Source organism: Tepidanaerobacter sp. GT38 (genome assembly GCF_021991635.1).
GTDB lineage: Bacteria > Bacillota > Thermosediminibacteria > Thermosediminibacterales > Tepidanaerobacteraceae > DTU063.
Genome location: NZ_JAFFJA010000035.1, coordinates 1 through 18,015, shown reverse-complemented (window position 1 = coordinate 18,015; position 18,015 = coordinate 1). Strand labels below are relative to the sequence as shown.

The following is an 18,015-nucleotide window of genomic DNA, read 5'->3' as shown; positions in this document are numbered from 1 at the left end:
TCTACCTCCTCTCCCGGCTGTCACTGCTCGGAAACGGTTTAAAAATCGGTGTATTGTGACTTATATCAAGCAATCCCTTTCCTACATCTCTCTTTCTAATGTCTGCCAATAGTTCCTGTAAAGTTGTTATTTTTTTGTCATCACATTCATCTAAAAAAACCTGGTAACCATCAAGTGTATATAAATAAAAAGATGGGTTATTGTTACCATCGATAGCCAGGTTGATTTCTGAAAGCTCATTCAATATTGGTTTTGCGCTATCAATTAATTCCAACATAGCCTCAAAATGGGCTTCATTTGCCTCAAACTCTGGTTTTTCAGCAACTTTAGCATCTGTGACCTTGAAACCGGTAACAACCGGAATTGCATAAGTTTCAAGCCTTGACACAAGTTTAACGACAATTCCTTGGGTGTCTATTAAGGCAAAGCCACTTAAATAATTTAATGCAGCTGCAATTTCTCTTTCTTTAACTTCCAGAACAAGAGTGTGGGGAAGCTTATAGTGGACATTTACCTCTTTTACGGGAACAGTTGCTTGTAAAGCCTGTTTAACTTGATCCTCATTTACCGCAAGCAGGTTCATGCCGTAATAATAATCAACAGCTGCCAAAATCTCTTCAGTAGGTATGCTGCTATTTCCTATAATTTTTATGTCTTTTATGGCAAAAAAAGAGCTGCAAACCATTGGCATCAATGATATTATACATAAAAACCCAAGTGACAACAATAGTCTTTTATAGTTAATCTTCCTTTTTCTTCTATTGCCATAAGGATAATATCTACTTTCATTCCATCTATCCATACCGATCACTTGTCCCTTTTATTTACAAAAATAACATTTACTGCAAAATCTAGCCTTTGCAGTAAATTGTCATATTACAAATATTTGCATTATATTTTGTGTTTTTTGATAATTTTTGCCCCTAACGCAGCTAGATTCCCTTCGATATTTTCATAGCCTCGTTCTACGTAGGCTGCTCCCTCTACAATAGTTTCTCCTTTAGCAGCTAAAGCTGCTAAAATAAGTGCCGCACCTGCTCTTAAATCCTTAGCTTCAACTATGGCACCGGAAAGTTGTTTGACTCCTTTGATTATAGCTGTATTGCCATTTATGGTAATGTTAGCACCCATTCGTCTCAATTCCTGTGCATGTTTAAATCTGTTTTCAAAGATCGTCTCCGTAAGTATGGAAGTTCCTTCCACCGTAGCCAAAAGCGCCATCATCGGTGCTTGCATGTCAGTGGGGAAACCGGGATAGGGCAGCGTTCTTAAACTGTCCAGTGAAACTAATGGTTTATCAACATATAATTCAATTTCGGCTTTATTGTTTACTATCACACACCCTGTTTCTCTTAATTTAGCAAGGATAGGCTCTAAATGTTCGACAATAACATTAGTAAGCTTAATTTGCCCTCTTGTAATTGCAGCCGCTACAAGATATGTGCCTGCTGCAATTCTATCAGGTATTATGGTATAGTTATTGACCTGTTTTAAATCTTGAATTCGACAACCTTCTATCTTTATTGTATCAGTTCCCGCTCCTTTTACATTGGCACCCATTCTATTTAAAAAATTTTGCAAATCCACTATTTCAGGTTCCTTAGCTACATTTCTAATTATAGTAGTACCTTTTGCAAGTACGCCTGCGAGCATCAGGTTTTCAGTGGCACCAACACTTGGAAAATCAAGATGTATTTCAGCACCTTTTAATTCAGAGGCTTTTGCATAAAGAAATCCATGACCTTCAGTAAAATTTACACCCATTAAAGAAAGGCCTTTTAAATGTAAATCAATTGGCCTTGGACCTATTTCGCATCCGCCGGGGTATGATACTTTGGCTTTGCCGAACCTGCCAAGTAAAGCGCCCATCAAAACAATGGATGAGCGCATTCTTCGCATAAGCTGCTCCGGCACATCGAACTTGTTTACATTTTCAGTGTTTATTTCAATTACATTATCTTTTTCTACTATATCTGCACCTAAGTGTAATAATATTTGATTCATGACTTCTATATCTTTAATTTTCGGCACATCGCAAATTGTATTTTTACTGCCGTTAAGTATAGTTGCAGCTAAAATTGGAAGGCTTGAATTTTTAGAACCCTGTACCCTTATTTCCCCAGAAAGGGTTTCTCCTCCTTGAATAATATACATCCCAGTTTAATTCACCTCCGGAATATTGCCAATTACCTCCTTTGGGCAAGACTTTAATTTGTTGACAATTTTATAAGCTATATCATTTATATCTCCTGCCCCTATAGTTAAAATAAAATCTCCTGGGAAAACTTTATCGATAATATAATCTGGAATATCCTCTTTTTTCTTTATCAGCACTACTTTTTTTCCATTTTCTTTTAGGGATTCTGCTATGAGTTCAGAGGATACTCCATTAATAGGTCTTTCGCCTGCGCTATATATATCTGTCAGTATCACTTCATCAGCATCAATAAAAGCTGAGCCGAATTCCCCAGCCAAGTTTTGAGTTCGTGTGTATCTATGCGGCTGAAAGATTGCATAAATTTTTCTAGGATTGCAGCTTCTTGCAGCTCTTAACGTAGCTTTGATTTCCGTAGGATGATGGCCATAATCATCAATAACCTTTATTCCATCTATCTCATCAATAATTTGAAACCGGCGTTGAACACCATGAAAAGTTTTTATTGCCTCTCTCATGCCCTCTATGTCTATACCTAAACGATTCCCTACAGCTACAGCGGCAGTAGCATTAACAATGTTATGCAGTCCAGGAACGTTTAGCTGCAATTCGCCTAAAAATTTCCCCCTAAAATATATATCACAACTGGAGGAAAGCCCATTCATTCTGATGTTTTTAGGCATAAAATCCGATTTATAATTCATTCCGAAGGTATAACATTCTTTATCGATATCCTTTATCATCTCACGTACATATTCATTGTCATTGCCTACTACAACAAAGCCACCTTGTTTCACATTGCTTACAAACGCCTTAAAGGCATTTTTCATATTCTCCATATTTTTATAATAATCCATATGGTCATTTTCGATATTTGTTATTACAGCAACATAAGGTTTTAGTTTCATAAAGGAGCCATCGCTTTCATCAGCTTCAGCCACAAGGAATTCTCCATTTCCCAACGTGGCATTACCGCCGATGTCATTTAACTCGCCACCGATTATGACAGTAGGATCGAATCCATTTTTCTCCATAATCAAGGATATCATTGATGTCGTAGTGGTCTTGCCATGAGCACCCGATACAGCAATTCCTTTTTTGGAATCCATCAGCAAACTTAGCATATCTGCCCTATGCACAACAGGAATATTAGATTCTATAGCTTTAACGTACTCTGGATTAGACTTTGGAATAGCTGAAGACACAACTACTAAATCTGCACCTTCTACATTTGAAACATGATGACCAATAAAAACTTTTGCACCTGCTTCCTTTAATCGAAGTAAAGCTTCAGATACTTTTAAATCAGAACCAGAAACAGTATATCCCATATTCATCAATATTTTTGCTATACCGCTCATGCCTGTACCGCCGATTCCAATAAAATGAATTCGATTATAATTCACTGTCAAATTATTCGCTCCTTCCCTGAGACAAAACAATGATGTGTATTAACACTGACGTATATAATATATTATGCAAAAAAAACAAAGGTGTTACTATTCTATTGCTTGTACAACTTCATATTAGCACAATGTAAACTTTAAGTAAATATTTCACTTACTTTACCAGTTTTCGTATCTCAACTAGCATTTTTTCAACTGCATCTTCTCTTGCTAAATTTTTGCTGGCCATTGACATTTTATGTAAACGAGATTTGTCAAAAATAATATTTTCTATGGTTCTGAGAAGAGTCTCTCCGGATAGTTTGTCTTCATGCATAACCACAGCTGCGCCGTTTTCTTCCATGTATTTGGCATTATAGTCCTGGTGATGATTGGCCGCTGTCGGAAGCGGAATCAAAATTGCTGGTTTTCCACAAGCACTAAGTTCTGATATGGTCAGGGCGCCTGCCCTGGATATAACTAAATCTGCTGCAGCATAGGAATCCTGCATCTCATAAATATATGGTCTTACAATAATATGTCCCAACCTATCTAGGGTTATTCCTTTATTTTCCAAGGTGCTTTTTATTTTGTCATAATGATTTTTACCTGTAATGTGTATTAACTGGAATCTGGCATTATCTTTAATAGCCTCTATAATTTTGCAAATAGCATCATTTATTCGCGCTGCACCCTGACTACCTCCAAAACACAAAACTACAGGAATATCAGGAGAAAGGCCAAATTTTTTTAGGGCGCTCAGGCGGTTCCCCGATGAGATTTCCTTTCTCACCGGATTTCCAACAAGAAAGGTTTTTCCTTTCGGAAAAAATTTCATAGAATCAGAAAAGCTCACAAAAATCCTATCCACAAAACGGGCTAGTATTTTGTTTGTAACGCCAGGAGTGACATTTTGTTCATGTATAGCTGAAGGGATTCCCATAATCGAAGCAAAAAATAGAACAGGTCCAGCTACATAGCCTCCCGTTCCAATAACCATATCTGGTTTTTCTTTTTTTATTAAGCTAAACGAATCGAAGGCACCATGAACTAATTCCTTAATTGATATAAGCGTGTCAAGTGACAGTTTTCGCCGAAAGCCCTTTACCCTTATAGTTTTTAAAGGGAATCCGGCTTTTTTAACTAATTCTTTTTCAAGGCCTCTGTTGGTACCTATAAATAGAATATCAGCATCGGGAAAAGTTTCTTTTATTCCCTGTGCAATTGCTATTGCTGGATAAATATGCCCACCGGTTCCACCACCGGCTAATATGAATTTTGGGGGCATTTCACTTAACCTCCGCATATCTTGAAATGTTTAATAAAATACCAATCTGACTCATTGTTATTGTCAGTGAAGAACCACCATAACTTATGAAGGGCAGCGGCATTCCGGTTACCGGCACCGATGCAGTTACAACCGCTACGTTTATCAAAAATTGCAAAGCAATCAGCGAGGTTATACCTGTTGCCATAAGCTTACCGAACACATCTGGGGCTGCCATAGCAGTCCTATAACCTCTCCATATAAAAAACATAAACATAATAATTACAAAAGCTGCCCCTATAAAGCCCAATTCTTCTCCAATAACTGAAAATATGAAATCAGTTTGCGGCTCGGGAAGATAAAAAAATTTTTGTCTGCTCTGCCCAATACCTACACCGATTAAGCCACCAGAGCCCAATGCGTACAGAGATTGAATAATATGATACCCCTCTTCACTGGGGTTTGCCCATGGATCTAAAAAAGAAAGTAATCGCTTCAGTCTGTAGGGTTTGCTTATAGCAAGCATTAGTGCTAGAACAAACCCACAAGCTCCCATGCCAATCATATGCGTCATTTTAGCGCCGCCAACAAAAAGCAGTATAAGAGTCGTTATCCCTATGAGAACAGTTGCGCTCAAGTGGGGCTCCTTTAAAATCAAAGCACAAACAACACCCATTACTAACAAAAAAGGAAGGACGCCACCAAAAAAAGATTGCACTTTAACCCCTTTTCGCTCCAGGCCACAAGAGAGATATATAATCATGCCGAGTTTTGCAATTTCTGAAGGCTGTATTGTTAAAGCTCCAATACCTATCCATCTGCGTGCTTCATTGACTTTCTTCCCTATTCCTGGTATAAGCACTAGCACCAGTAATAAAAGCATAACAAAAACGATCAGCTTTTCATACTTTTTTATCTTCCAGTAATCATAGTTCATAAAAAATATCATTGCTATAAAACCTAGAATGGACCAAGCTAACTGGCGTTTAAAAAAGTAAAAACTATCATTGTAAAAATAATATGCTCTAACACTGCTTGAACTAAACACCATTATCATACCAAAACATACGAGAATTAGTACCGTAAAGAGTATGGCAAAATCCGGAGGCCTCCGGGACACATACATCACTCCTTCAATCTTTCAAAGAGAATACTGTTTCTTTAAAAATCCGCCCTCTTTCCTCAAAGTTTTCAAACATATCCCAACTGGCACAAGCAGGCGACAAAAGCACTGCATCCCCGGGCTTTGCTGCATCAAACGCAAGTCTTACGGCTTGCTGCAAAGAAGAGGTTTTTTCAACATTATTAAAGCCGTGCTTTTTTGCAGTTTCTTCAATAATATCAGCTGTATCACCTATAAGGATGAGCTTTTTAACCCTTCCATTAAAGGCTTTGACGAAACTTGTAAAATCGCTTTTTTTATCGTACCCGCCAGCTATAAGTACAATTGGTTCCTTTAAGGCTTCTATTGATTTTTTTGCAGAATCGGGATTGGTTGCTTTTGAATCGTTAAAAAATTTTACTTTACCAATTTCCGTAACAAACTCCAAGCGATGTTCAACACCATGAAAATGCTTAAGAGTCTCAGCCATATTATTTAAATTCGTCCTGCAAATCCATGCAACACTAGCTGCAGCCAATGCATTTTCTAAATTGTGAGTGCCTTTTATCCCCAATTCATCAGCTTTGAGCAATGGATACATTTTCCCATTTTCTCTTATTACTATTACTCCATTTTTTACATATATGCCTCGAGGAAGCTCTTCTTTTTGACTAAAGAAAATGATTTTGGCCTTAATTCGCTTGACAAATGATTTAACTACAGGGTCATCATAGTTTAATACTGTATAATCTTCTTCTGTTTGATTTTCAAAAATCCGAGCTTTAGCTTCGATATAATTTTCAAAAGTTTTGTGGCGGTTTAAATGGTCTTCTGTGATATTTAATATTACGCTTATCTTCGGCTTAAAATGCATTATATTTTCTAATTGAAAGCTGCTAACTTCTACTACCAAATAATCTTTACTATCCGCTTTCTCAACTTCTCTAATCAAAGGAATGCCTATATTGCCGGCCAAAGTAATGTTTTTTCCATCGTTTTTTAGTATCTCACCAATTAAAGTGGTAGTTGTAGTTTTGCCATTGGTGCCGGTAACCGCTATTATCGGTGCCTTGGCAAACCAAAACCCCAGTTCCAATTCGCTAATAATCGGTATATCTCTCTTTCTGGCTTCATAAAAAATTTCTAAATCGCTGGGGACACCAGGACTCAGTACAACAAGGTCACATCCGTTTAAAAGCTCAACCGGATGCTCTCCCAAAACCAACTTTACACCCATTGATTCTAAGCTATCAGCATCTTTTAATTTTTCTCTAGCTTTTAAATCACTGGCGGTCACTTTTGCCCCCAGGTTTGTTAACTCCTCAGCAGCAGCAACACCACTGCGAGCCAAGCCTAATATCAGCACATTTTTCCCCTTAAGTTCCACTGTCAGCTTTCCCCTTTCTCTATAATGTTACATAATTACCCCCTTATACATAAGGGAACTTAATATCCCTGCAAAAAATGTAATCAGCCAAAAAACATGAACTACCTTGCGTTCGCTCCACCCGCACAATTCAAAATGGTGATGAATAGGACTCATTTTAAATATTCGCTTTCCGGTAAATTTAAAAGCTAACACCTGCAAAATGACCGAGAGGGTTTCTAGTATAAACATAATACCGACTACCGCCAGATAAAGATGACTGCGGGATAAAACGGTTATAGCTGCAAGAGCTCCACCCAAACCCAAAGCACCGGTATCGCCCATGAAAACCTTTGCCGGATGGTAATTAAACAGCAAAAAGCCCAGACAGGCACCGGTTATGGCACAGCTGAAAAGGGCTAGGTTTAAATTGCTTTTTGCAAGAAAGACCGTATAAAAAAATCCTATTATTGCTACGATGCCCGAAACCAAACCGTCTAAACCATCTGTAAGGTTTACACTGTTTACTGTGCCCAATATTATAAATATCGTAAAGGGAATATAAATCATGCCAAGGTCTAATCTCCCAGAATGAAAGGGAACTAAAATTACTGTTGGTTCGGTATAATTGGTAAATATATAAAATACCAAGCATGCTGAAAGTATAAGTTGAAACAGCAGCTTTTGATTTGCTCTAAGGCCAAGAGACCTTCTTTTTATAATTTTTATAAAGTCATCAGCAAAACCTATAAGGCCAAATCCTATCATAAAAAAAATAACCGCAATGGTATCAATATTAATATCTGAAATTAAAAGAGTTGCCAGTGCGATAGCGGGAATGAAAATAATACCGCCCATTGTAGGTGTTCCCATTTTGCTCAAATGTCGCTTAGGCCCATCGCTTCTTATCGTTTGCCCAAACTTGAGTTTGTCCAAAATCGGTATTAACAATATGCCAAGCACAGCAGTAGTCACAAATGAGACTAGAGCAGTAAAAAATTCCACACCCAATTTAAGACCTCCCGACTAAAAGTTGCGTAATTTGTTCCAACTTCATACCTCTCGAAGCTTTTACCAGGATTATATCACAATCTTCTACAAGGTTTATTACCTCGGATAAAGCCATCTTAACTGTTGGAAAAGTATAAACACAGGTGGGATCTATTTTCCCCTCCAAAGCTCCCTCTTTTATACTTTCAGAAAAATTGCCTATAGCAATAATTTTGTCTGCTCTCTTTGCTGCATACTCTCCAATCTCAAAGTGGGCTTTTTCCGAAAAACTGCCCAGTTCCAGCATGTCTCCTAATACAGCAGCTTTTTTCTTGCCCTGTCCTCTCTGAAATAGCAGGTCTAGCGCAGCTTTCATGGAGTCGGGACTGGCATTGTAGGCATCATCAATAATTTCAGCGCCAAAAAATGATTTTTTAAATTGAAGCCTCATCTCTGGCAATTTTAAGTTTTTAAGTCCCATTTGTATTTCTTCCCTAGTAAGGCCCATTTCAAAACCAACTGCTATAGCTGCTAATGCATTACTGACATTATGAATTCCCGGCAATGAGATCTTAAAAGTCATCTCACCATAACGACCGTATATGTCAAATTTTATCCCATCATTTTTAGACACAATATTTTTTGCCCTTATATCTCCACGCTCTCGGCCAAAAAATACTGTTTTAGTTATGACTTTTTCTCTTTCACTCCATAATTCCTTACTGTCTGCATTAAGCACTGCTATATCCTCTTTTGTAAGAGGTTCAAGAATTTCCATCTTGGCTCGAGCGATGTTTTCTTTGCTTCCCAGTTTTTCTATATGGCTTATCCCTATATTTGTAATTACAGCTACTCTGGGCTTTACAACATTTGCTAACCTGCGGATTTCTCCAAAACCGCTCATTCCCATCTCGACTACTCCTATATCATAACCTTCATCTAACTGAAAAATGGTAAGGGGTAAGCCGATTTCATTGTTTAAATTTCCAGGTGTTTTTAGAACCTTAAACCTAGTCTTTAGTATGGCTGCAATCATTTCTTTGGTAGTAGTTTTGCCTACGCTGCCGGTTACGGCAATAAAAGGCAAGTCAAAAAGCGACCTGTAGTATGCGGCCAATCTCAACAAAGCTAACTGAGTATTGTCTACAAAGATAATTTTTTTCTCAGGCAAACCTTCCACTTTCATCTTCTTACTTTCATCACAAAGAACAGCCACAGCACCTTTTTCGAGGGCTTCTCTTATGAAATCGTGGCCGTTAAAGTTAGGCCCCACTAAAGGCACAAACAGTTCATCTTCTCTAATTGTCCTAGAATCCGTAGAAACGCCTTTTATCAATATGTCAAATTCACTGCATGAATATTTTCCTTGAACAGCTCCAACGACTTCTCTAATGCTTAACGTTTTCATCCTATAGTCCTCCGCCACTTAAAAACTCTTTAACAACCTCTTTATCATCAAAATGTAACTTTTTATCCCCAATAATCTGATAAGTCTCATGTCCCTTTCCTGCGATCAAAACCGTGTCTCCCTTTTTAGCCATCAGTAGTGCCTGCTGTATAGCCTTTCTTCGATCAGTTATTTTTTGATAATTCCTGCCGACTACTCCACTTTCTATTTGTCGGATAATGGCCTCCGGGTCTTCGCTTCTTGGATTGTCTGATGTAATAATAGTATAGTCAGAAAGCTCCGTGGCTATTTTACCCATTATTGGCCTTTTCTCTCTGTCTCTGTCCCCACCGCAGCCGAAAACAGTTATAATATTGCCTTTACAAAATTCCTTAATGGTTAACAGGACATTCTTTAAGCTGTCTGGTTTATGAGCATAATCTACTAAGACAGTAAAGCCTTTGTCATTCTCTACAGGCTCAAACCTGCCTGGTACTCCTTTTACTTTTTTCAAAGCGTTTATCAAACTGTCTATGGGAAAACCTAAAGTAATACCTACAGCCAATGCCGAAAGAGAATTGTAAACACTAAAACGACCGGGCACTCCATAAAATACGGGATATTTTTCGTCTTGATAGACTAGATCGTAATAAACCCCTTCCATTGTTTGCCGTATGTTTTGAGCCATTAAGTGGGCAGGATTTTCTATGCCATAAGTTGTTGCAGGAATATCTATAATGTCTAAAAGTCTCGTACCACTTTTATCATCGATATTTATTACAGCCTGCTTAGACTGCTTAAAAAGTTTTTGCTTTGACCAAAAATAATCCTCTAAGGTTTTGTGAAAGTCCAGGTGGTCTTGAGTAAGGTTAGTAAATACACCCACCTCAAAGGTTAACCCTTCAACACGGTGAAGTTTTAAGGAATGGGAAGATACTTCCATCACCACGTACTCCACGTTTTGTTCTACCATCTGCGAAAAAAGCTCATTTAATTTTAATGATCCGGGAGTAGTAAAAGATGTGGGAAGTTCTCTGTCTTTTATTATATTCCTAATGGTGCCAATTACACCTGAAGTAGCTCCAACTTCTTCTAGCATAGCTCTGATAAGATAAGTAGTTGTGGTTTTGCCACTGGTTCCGGTAACTCCAATTAGCCGCAATTTGTCACCTGGAAAACCGTAAAACCATGCGGAGCTTATAGCCAAAGCCTTACGGCTGTCATTAACTCTAATATAAGTCTTGTCTTTGGCAAGAGATACAGGTTTTTCGCCAATTACTGCGTTTGCCCCACGCTTTATAACTTCAGGGATAAAATCGTGGCCATCGAAATTGTCACCGGTCACTGCAACAAACAGAGCCCCTTCTTTCACCTGCCTAGAATCATCAACAACTGAGTTTATTTCCATATTTAAGGGCCCATCAATGGAAATTACTTCTGGCAAAATCTTTACTAGCTCATTTATCTTCATAATAACCCTCTTTTACTTAATTTATATAGTTGGTATCGAAATATTTCTTATGGGTTTTGAGAAAACTCAACTCTTACTGTAGTTCCCAAACCTACTTCTACCTCTGGTGGAGGAGTCTGCTTTACTGCATAACCGCTGCCAACAATTTCAATATTTAATCCTATAGCATTTAGAATATCAGTCGATTCTTTAACAGTTCTACCAGTTAAATCCGGAATCGTAACTGGGTCTTTGTTGGTGCGGGAATCAGATACCTTTAACAGTACAGTTGTATTTTTCTTTACTTCTGCACCTGGCATGGGTACCTGTTCTGTTACCACATAGCCTTCCCCATCTACCCGAGCAGATAAACCGTTTTGGAATAAAATTTTCTTAGCATCTTCAATATACAGGTTGCGCAAATCGGGCACTGCAATATACTCTTTTTCTTCTTCTTCAATTTCAATCTGCGGTTCTACACCAAGATAATTTAATGAATCAGCCATTATTTTCTGGAAAACAGGCCCTGCTATAGTTCCTCCGTAGATTAACCCACCGGAAGGTTCATCGATAATTACCAATATGGCAAGTTTAGGATCATCTACAGGTGCAAATCCCGCATATGAAACTACGTATTTTCCCGGCACATATTTTTCAGCAGTACCAGTCTTACCCGCAACTCTATAACCTTCTACCTTGCCTCTTCCTCCCGTTCCGTTTGTTACTACACTTTCTAAAATCTTTTTCATTTCTTGAGCAGTTTCATAGGATACAACCTGACGCAACGGAGCAGGCGAAAACTCGTGGACTATGTTGCCGTCTTTGTCAATTATTGCTTTTGCCACATGAGGTTGGACTAACTTGCCGTCATTTGCTATAGTGGAAAGTGCTGTAATGAGCTGAATAGGCGTCACCGAAATTCCCTGACCAAAAGAGATTGTAGCAAGTTCAACGGGCCCAACCTTTGATGGGTCAAGAATTCCCCGTGCTTCTCCCGGCAAATCCACTCCGGTAGTTTCCCCAAAGCCAAATCCTTTAATATACTTAATCATTCTGTCCTTGCCAAGTTTCATTCCTAAATCTACGAAGCCAGGGTTACAAGAATTTTCAACTAGTTGAATAAAAGTTTGGCTGCCATGACCTTCATGACGCCAACAACCTATCCTAACGCCTGAAACAATTACATAGCCGGGATCGTAAAACGTATCCTCGGGCCGTGCAACACCTTCTTCTAGGGCAGCAGATGCCGTTACGATCTTAAAGGTAGAGCCAGGTTCATAAACATCAGATACAGCTGCATTTCGCCAGAGTTGCTGGGGATATTCGCTGTAATTATTTGGGTCGTAATCAGGTTTATTAGTTAAAGCCAGTATCTCACCTGTTTTGGGATCCATGACTATAACTGTTCCTCTTTTGGCATTGTGTTCTGCCAGTGCCTTTTCCAATTCTCTTTCCGCAATGTGCTGTATAATTTTATCAATGGTTAAGACTAAATCCAAACCGTCTTCAGGCGGTACGTATTTATCTATGCCAAAGGGAAGCTTTCTGCTTAGAGCATCTTTTTCCGATACTATTCTGCCCGGAGTTCCTTTAAGATATTTTTCATAGATTAATTCTATTCCATCGAGCCCCTGGCTGTCTATGCCCGTAAAACCCAAAACATGCGAGCATAGGTTTCTTTCGGGGTAAAACCGCTTATTTTCTTTAGTGAAGTATATACCACTCAAATTTAGGTTCCTTACCGCCTCTGATTCTTCGTCACTTATCTTGCGTTTTATGTATATGGCACCTTTTTTCTTGTCTTTGGCGTCTTTTAATTTCTCCTCCAGTTCTTCCTTATCCAAATTTAAAGCAGTGGATAACAAGCTGGCTGTTTTTTCGATATCCTTAATATCAGGAGGACTTGCCACAACCGTGTCTACTGTTGCGCTAATAGCAAGAGGATTTTTATTTCTGTCATATATGGTTCCGCGCTTAGGCTCAATTGGAACGTCACTTGTCCATTGGTTAAGTGCTCGGTCTTTTAGTTCATCACCAAGGACAAATTGAATCCAAAAAACACGTCCAAGTAATATAAAACTAAACATGAATGAAAATAAAAGGAGCACTACCAATCTCCTTTTAATTACAATTTGAGGAACCGACATTTTACCTTTCACCCACATCTTGTTAATCTCTATCTAAATACATTATTTGTTGACTATCCGGTTCTTTCATATTTAATTTGTTCTTTGCTATATCTTCAATTCTGGCTATGGATTTCAGATTTGCTATTTCAACTTTTAAACGTTCATTTTGCATGTTGATTTCTTGAATTTCGGACTGCAGTCTTTCTACTCTGTACTGGTATTCGGTAATGATTGAAAATCTATACAAAATCAAAAAAAGCAAAAAAGCAACGGCAATAAGTCTAAATATATACCGCAATTTATGATTTGAAGGGACAACTTTCTGTTTCGGTTGTCTTTGTATATCACGGCGATATGCTTCTTCTCTATAATAATAATTTCTTCTTTGCAGTTCTCTTTCAGCTACTACCACTTTATTCACCTTCTCCCGGTTTTAGAACAAAAAGCTTTTCAGCTGCTCTTAATTTTGCACTACGAGCCCTCGGGTTTGAATCAATTTCTGCTTGTGAAGGATATATGGGTTTTGATGTTAGAATCTTAATAATTTTTATGTGATCGCAAGTGCAGACCAATGCCTCTTTAGGACAAATACAATCAGTTGCCAAAAACTTAAAAGTATCTTTGATAATTCTATCTTCAAGTGAATGAAAGGTTATAACACAAATCCTGCCAGCAGGATTTAAAAGATCAACGGCATCTTTTATACTTGATTCTAAAATTTCCAGTTCCTTGTTCACGTATATGCGAAGGGCTTGAAATGTCTTGCGTGCAGGATGGCCGCCCTTACGTCTTGCTTTGGCAGGTATGGCATCTTTTATTATTTGAACCAATTCTCCAGTTGTGGTTATCTCACGCTGCTTGCGCCTTTCACAGATAAAGTCAGCTATGCGACCAGCCCAAGGTTCTTCACCGTACTCTTTTATTATGCGCTTTAGTTCCTCTCGGGGCATTCTATTTACCACATCTTTTGCACTCAATGGCATGCGCCTATCCATTCTCATATCAAGTTCAGCATCCTGCTTATATGAAAAGCCCCTCGACCCCTCATCTAATTGATGGGACGACACTCCTAAATCAAATAGGATCCCATCAATTTTGTTTATGTTATTGTCCCTTATAATATTTTTTATGTTCGAAAAGTTGTCATGTACAAGCCTGATATCACATGAGTATTCAGAAAAAGTTTCTCTTGCATTTAAAATTGCAGTCTCGTCCTGATCTATTCCTATAAAAGTGCCTTGAAATTCGGCGTGTTTTATAATTTCCTTAAAGTGACCCCCGCCACCCAGTGTTGCATCAACGTAGACACCTCCGGGCTTTGGATTTAATATCTCAATAACCTTGTCTAAAAGTATAGGTACATGATGATAATTCATCAGTTCATCTCCTAAATTCCCAAATCCAGTGTTTCTGCAATATCTTCATAAGACTCCGCAGCTTTGGCACTGTAAGCTTCCCATTGCTCTTGGCTCCATATCTCTACTCTGTTTGAAACACCGATAATAACAACATCTTTTTCGATGCGGGCATGTTCCCTTAGTTGCGGAGGGATTAAGATTCTGCCTTGTTTATCCATTTCTACTTCCGTAGCCCCTGCAAAAAAGAACCTTATAAAAGCGCGGGCATCCTTTTGAGTAAAGGGAAGAGTTTTTAACTTCAGCTCCAGCTCTGCCCACTCATCTCTAGGATATACAAAAAGGCACCCGTCTAAACCCTTGGTAAGTACAAAGTTTTGGCCAAGGGCTTCCCGAAACTTAGAGGGAATTATTAACCTGCCTTTTTGATCCAGAGAGTGCTGGAACTGGCCGATAAACATCATTTTCACTCCACATTGTTTATTTTTCCTACCACTTCTCTCCACTTCTTCCCACTTTATCTATTCTATGAATTTTTGATAAATCCTTCTTCTGGCAAAAAAAAAGATGGAATCAATCCATCTTTTTGAAAATCCTTATGCCAAGTATGCTTACTATCAGTTCTAGAATAGCTAGGTTATTTGGGCATTACCACAGAAGTTGCATTTCTTGAAAAATCAAAGAAGCTATTTAGCCGTTTTGTAACATCTTCCATGGTAATTTCCTCCAATACATTTAAATAATCAAAGATATTTATATTTTTATGATAATAAGATACAAAATTTGATGCAATAAACTCCAAAGAGTTAAACCCAGATATGAATTCGCCCATGAACTTCTTTTTAACCCGCTCAAAGTCTTCAATGTTAATACCCTTTTTAATGTTGTCATAAATACTTTCAGTAATCTCTTTGTATAATTGGTCCGGGTCTTTTGTCTCTCCGCCTATAGTGCAAAAACCGTAATCCTTTTGTCCTTCATAGCCAAAGTTAAACCTGTCGTCGATAAGGCCTTTTTCATAAAGCCGTTCATAAAGTTCTGAACTGCGCCCGAACATGATTTCCAGCAATATTCCTGTAGTTATCTCTTTTTTTAGTAGCGGCATCCCATCATAACCTACATCGATATCCTTAAACCCCGTTAAAAATAAGGGCTCATTTACATCCAGGTGTACTTTATGACTTGATTTGTAAACTGAAGTTGGTTCTTCCGGATATATCCTTTTTATATCCCCTTGTGGCACTAAATTTTTTGCGTTCTCAGTTTCCTCTACCAGCTCAAAAACTTCCTCTGGGTTTATACAGCCAATGACAAAGAGGATCATATTGCTAGGATGGTAAAATGTGTTATAACATTTATAAAGGGTATCTACATCGATTTTTTGTATGGACTCCACTGTACCGCCGATGTCTATTCTAACAGGATGTTTATGATACATGCATTTTAAAAGATTTAGCAGTACCTGCCACTCAGGCTCATCTTCATACATTCGCAGCTCTTGGGTTATTATGCCTTTTTCTTTTTCAACACTTGCCTCGGTAAAATAAGGAGTGTCCACATATTCCAGCAAAAGCTGCAGGTTTTCTTTGAAATAAGATGTAGCTGAAAACAGATACGTGGTGTTGGTATAATTGGTAAAAGCATTGGAAGAAGCCCCAAGTTCCGCAAACTTATCAAATACATTTCCGTATTCCATTTCAAACATCTTGTGCTCTAAAAAGTGGGCTATGCCTTCAGGCACTTTTAACTGTTCTCCCGTATCCGGCACTATAAATTCGCTGTCTATTGAACCATAATGAGTGGAATACATGGCAAAAATCTTGTTGTAGTCCTTTTTAGGCATGACAAATACTTTAAGGCCATTTTGGATCTGCTTAGAAAACAGCCGTTCTCTCATGAAAGTTTTCATCATTAACCACCTTTCGACTCACTTTTTATTCAGAAAGAATATCGTGTCTAAACAGATTTTTTCGGCAACATTTATTACATCAGCTTTAGTAACCTTAGATAAGTTGTAGATAATGTCCTCAGTGGTTCTTTGTATGCCATTTATAATACTATCTAAATACAGACTGATGATCATAGATGGATTATCTGCCGCTTCTTTGAATGAATTGACCAGGCTTTTTATAGTGCTGTCAAATTCATAATCCGATATATTACCTTTGCGAATGTCGTCTAATTGCTTATTTATTATATCAATTGCCTTTTCTTTATCTTCAAACTCTATGCCGCAGCTAATGAGCATTAAACCCTTGTTTTTCTCCAGCCTTGAAAAAGCGTAATATGCTAGGCTGGCTTTTTCTCTGACGTTTTGAAAAAGCTTAGAATGGGTTCCTCCGCCTAGTATTCCATTGTACACCATTAGTGGATAGTAATCTTTATCACTGTATTTTGTGTTAGTTCTAAAGCCCATTGTAAGCTTACCCTGGCTTACATCCTGTTTTTCCTCTACGTAATTGGGTTCTTGAACAAACTTAGATACAAAATCGGTTTTGACCTGTTTAACCTCCTTGCGTTCAAAGGAAAAAATATCTTCGATTATCTCAGTGATTTCTTCTTCATCGATGTCTCCTAATACAAAAAAGTCCATAGGGCAGTGTGCTAGACATTCTCTGTAATAATTGTATAAAATCTTGTTATCAATGAGAGCTAAATCCTCCACAGTGCCGTACTTGTATATGCTAAAGGCTTCGCCCTTACACATTTCTTGGAAGCATCTCTCTATAGCATAATTGAACTTATCATTGTATAGGGACTCGATATTGCGCTTTAAGATCTCCTTTTCCTGATTTACATAATCTGCTTTAAACCCTTCATTTTCCACTAGCGGGTCCAAAATCATATCCCTAAATGCTTTCAAACCTTTTATCAATATATTTTTATCACCAATATAGTTGTGATTTACTGTTTCCATGAAAAACTGCATAATATGCCTTTCTCCGCGCTTAAGGACATCCCCGCCCATATTTGTGCCATATAGATCTTCGAGAAATAAATTTAGTTTTCTAGAGGTAGGAAAGCTTTTGCTGCCGCGTTTTAAAACAAAAGGCAAAAGAGCAGTTTTGGAAGCGGTCTCTCTTGCTAGATTCTGATGAATAAACAGGTAAAAAGTAGTTGTCTTAAATTTCGGTGTGGAATGGATATATGTATTAACACCATTTTTTAATGTTTTTTGTTTAAATGTTTGATCCAATACGCCAACCTCCTCAAATATCTTTGACATGGATATCTTCTCCTTTTCCAACGAAATTCCTGCTTTTCTCAGTTAATTTTATGTTGTCCCACATAATGGTAAGTATACAGAAAATTTTTCTTTTCAGCACGTATATCAAAAAAGCCCTTAAGAAAATTTGGGAAGATGGACTGCTCTATAAGGAAACAAAGTTGTCCCATACTGTCCGCGTTGCGGAACTTCTCTTTCCAGCC

15 protein-coding genes are annotated in these 18,015 nt (G+C 38.0%); all 15 read right to left on the bottom strand.

Annotated features, from left to right (window positions below; translation table 11 throughout):
- Position 1 precedes the first annotated feature (1 nt).
- The 15 genes from JT739_RS06055 to yfmF all read right to left on the bottom strand — a co-directional run bounded on the left by JT739_RS06055 (position 2) and on the right by yfmF (position 17,812).
- Positions 2-802, bottom strand: coding sequence for a cell division protein FtsQ/DivIB (locus JT739_RS06055; protein ID WP_237660211.1), 801 nt, complete (start codon positions 800-802; stop codon positions 2-4).
- Positions 803-891: 89 nt separating this feature from the next.
- Positions 892-2,154, bottom strand: a complete 1,263-nt coding sequence (murA, locus tag JT739_RS06050; RefSeq protein WP_237660210.1) for a UDP-N-acetylglucosamine 1-carboxyvinyltransferase — start codon at positions 2,152-2,154, stop codon at positions 892-894.
- Between the two features lie 6 nt (positions 2,155-2,160).
- A complete protein-coding gene (gene murC, locus JT739_RS06045) occupies positions 2,161-3,561 on the bottom strand; it encodes a UDP-N-acetylmuramate--L-alanine ligase (RefSeq protein ID WP_237660234.1) in 1,401 nt (466 codons plus the stop codon).
- A 154-nt stretch (positions 3,562-3,715) separates the two neighbouring features.
- A complete protein-coding gene (gene murG, locus JT739_RS06040; RefSeq protein ID WP_237660209.1) occupies positions 3,716-4,828 on the bottom strand; it encodes an undecaprenyldiphospho-muramoylpentapeptide beta-N-acetylglucosaminyltransferase in 1,113 nt (370 codons plus the stop codon).
- 1 nt (position 4,829) lies between these two features.
- Positions 4,830-5,933, bottom strand: coding sequence for a stage V sporulation protein E (gene spoVE, locus JT739_RS06035; RefSeq protein ID WP_237660208.1), 1,104 nt, complete (start codon positions 5,931-5,933; stop codon positions 4,830-4,832).
- Positions 5,934-5,940: 7 nt separating this feature from the next.
- The gene (murD, locus tag JT739_RS06030; protein WP_237660207.1) at positions 5,941-7,296 is read right to left on the bottom strand and encodes a UDP-N-acetylmuramoyl-L-alanine--D-glutamate ligase; all 1,356 of its coding nucleotides are present in this window, start codon (positions 7,294-7,296) and stop codon (positions 5,941-5,943) included.
- Positions 7,297-7,323: 27 nt separating this feature from the next.
- Positions 7,324-8,286: a phospho-N-acetylmuramoyl-pentapeptide-transferase gene (gene mraY, locus JT739_RS06025; RefSeq protein WP_255688426.1), complete on the bottom strand. Its 963-nt coding sequence runs from the start codon at positions 8,284-8,286 to the stop codon at positions 7,324-7,326.
- A 1-nt stretch (position 8,287) separates the two neighbouring features.
- Entirely contained in the window at positions 8,288-9,673 is a 1,386-nt protein-coding gene (gene murF, locus JT739_RS06020; protein WP_237660206.1) for a UDP-N-acetylmuramoyl-tripeptide--D-alanyl-D-alanine ligase, read from the bottom strand.
- Between the two features lies 1 nt (position 9,674).
- Positions 9,675-11,123, bottom strand: coding sequence for a UDP-N-acetylmuramoyl-L-alanyl-D-glutamate--2,6-diaminopimelate ligase (locus JT739_RS06015; protein ID WP_237660205.1), 1,449 nt, complete (start codon positions 11,121-11,123; stop codon positions 9,675-9,677).
- Between the two features lie 47 nt (positions 11,124-11,170).
- On the bottom strand, positions 11,171-13,249 hold the full coding sequence (locus tag JT739_RS06010; RefSeq protein WP_255688425.1) for a stage V sporulation protein D: 2,079 nt from the start codon (positions 13,247-13,249) through the stop codon (positions 11,171-11,173).
- Between the two features lie 22 nt (positions 13,250-13,271).
- Positions 13,272-13,652, bottom strand: a complete 381-nt coding sequence (gene ftsL / locus JT739_RS06005; protein WP_237660203.1) for a cell division protein FtsL — start codon at positions 13,650-13,652, stop codon at positions 13,272-13,274.
- Complete coding sequence (gene rsmH, locus JT739_RS06000) at positions 13,645-14,607, bottom strand: 16S rRNA (cytosine(1402)-N(4))-methyltransferase RsmH (protein ID WP_237660202.1); 963 nt, start codon at positions 14,605-14,607, stop codon at positions 13,645-13,647. Before rsmH ends, ftsL begins: the two co-directional genes overlap by 8 nt.
- Before the next feature lie 11 nt (positions 14,608-14,618).
- Positions 14,619-15,047: a division/cell wall cluster transcriptional repressor MraZ gene (mraZ, locus tag JT739_RS05995; protein ID WP_255688437.1), complete on the bottom strand. Its 429-nt coding sequence runs from the start codon at positions 15,045-15,047 to the stop codon at positions 14,619-14,621.
- 176 nt (positions 15,048-15,223) lie between these two features.
- Positions 15,224-16,498, bottom strand: a complete 1,275-nt coding sequence (gene yfmH / locus JT739_RS05990; RefSeq protein ID WP_370642586.1) for an EF-P 5-aminopentanol modification-associated protein YfmH — start codon at positions 16,496-16,498, stop codon at positions 15,224-15,226.
- 15 nt (positions 16,499-16,513) lie between these two features.
- Positions 16,514-17,812, bottom strand: coding sequence for an EF-P 5-aminopentanol modification-associated protein YfmF (gene yfmF, locus JT739_RS05985; protein WP_237660199.1), 1,299 nt, complete (start codon positions 17,810-17,812; stop codon positions 16,514-16,516).
- Positions 17,813-18,015 lie beyond the last annotated feature (203 nt).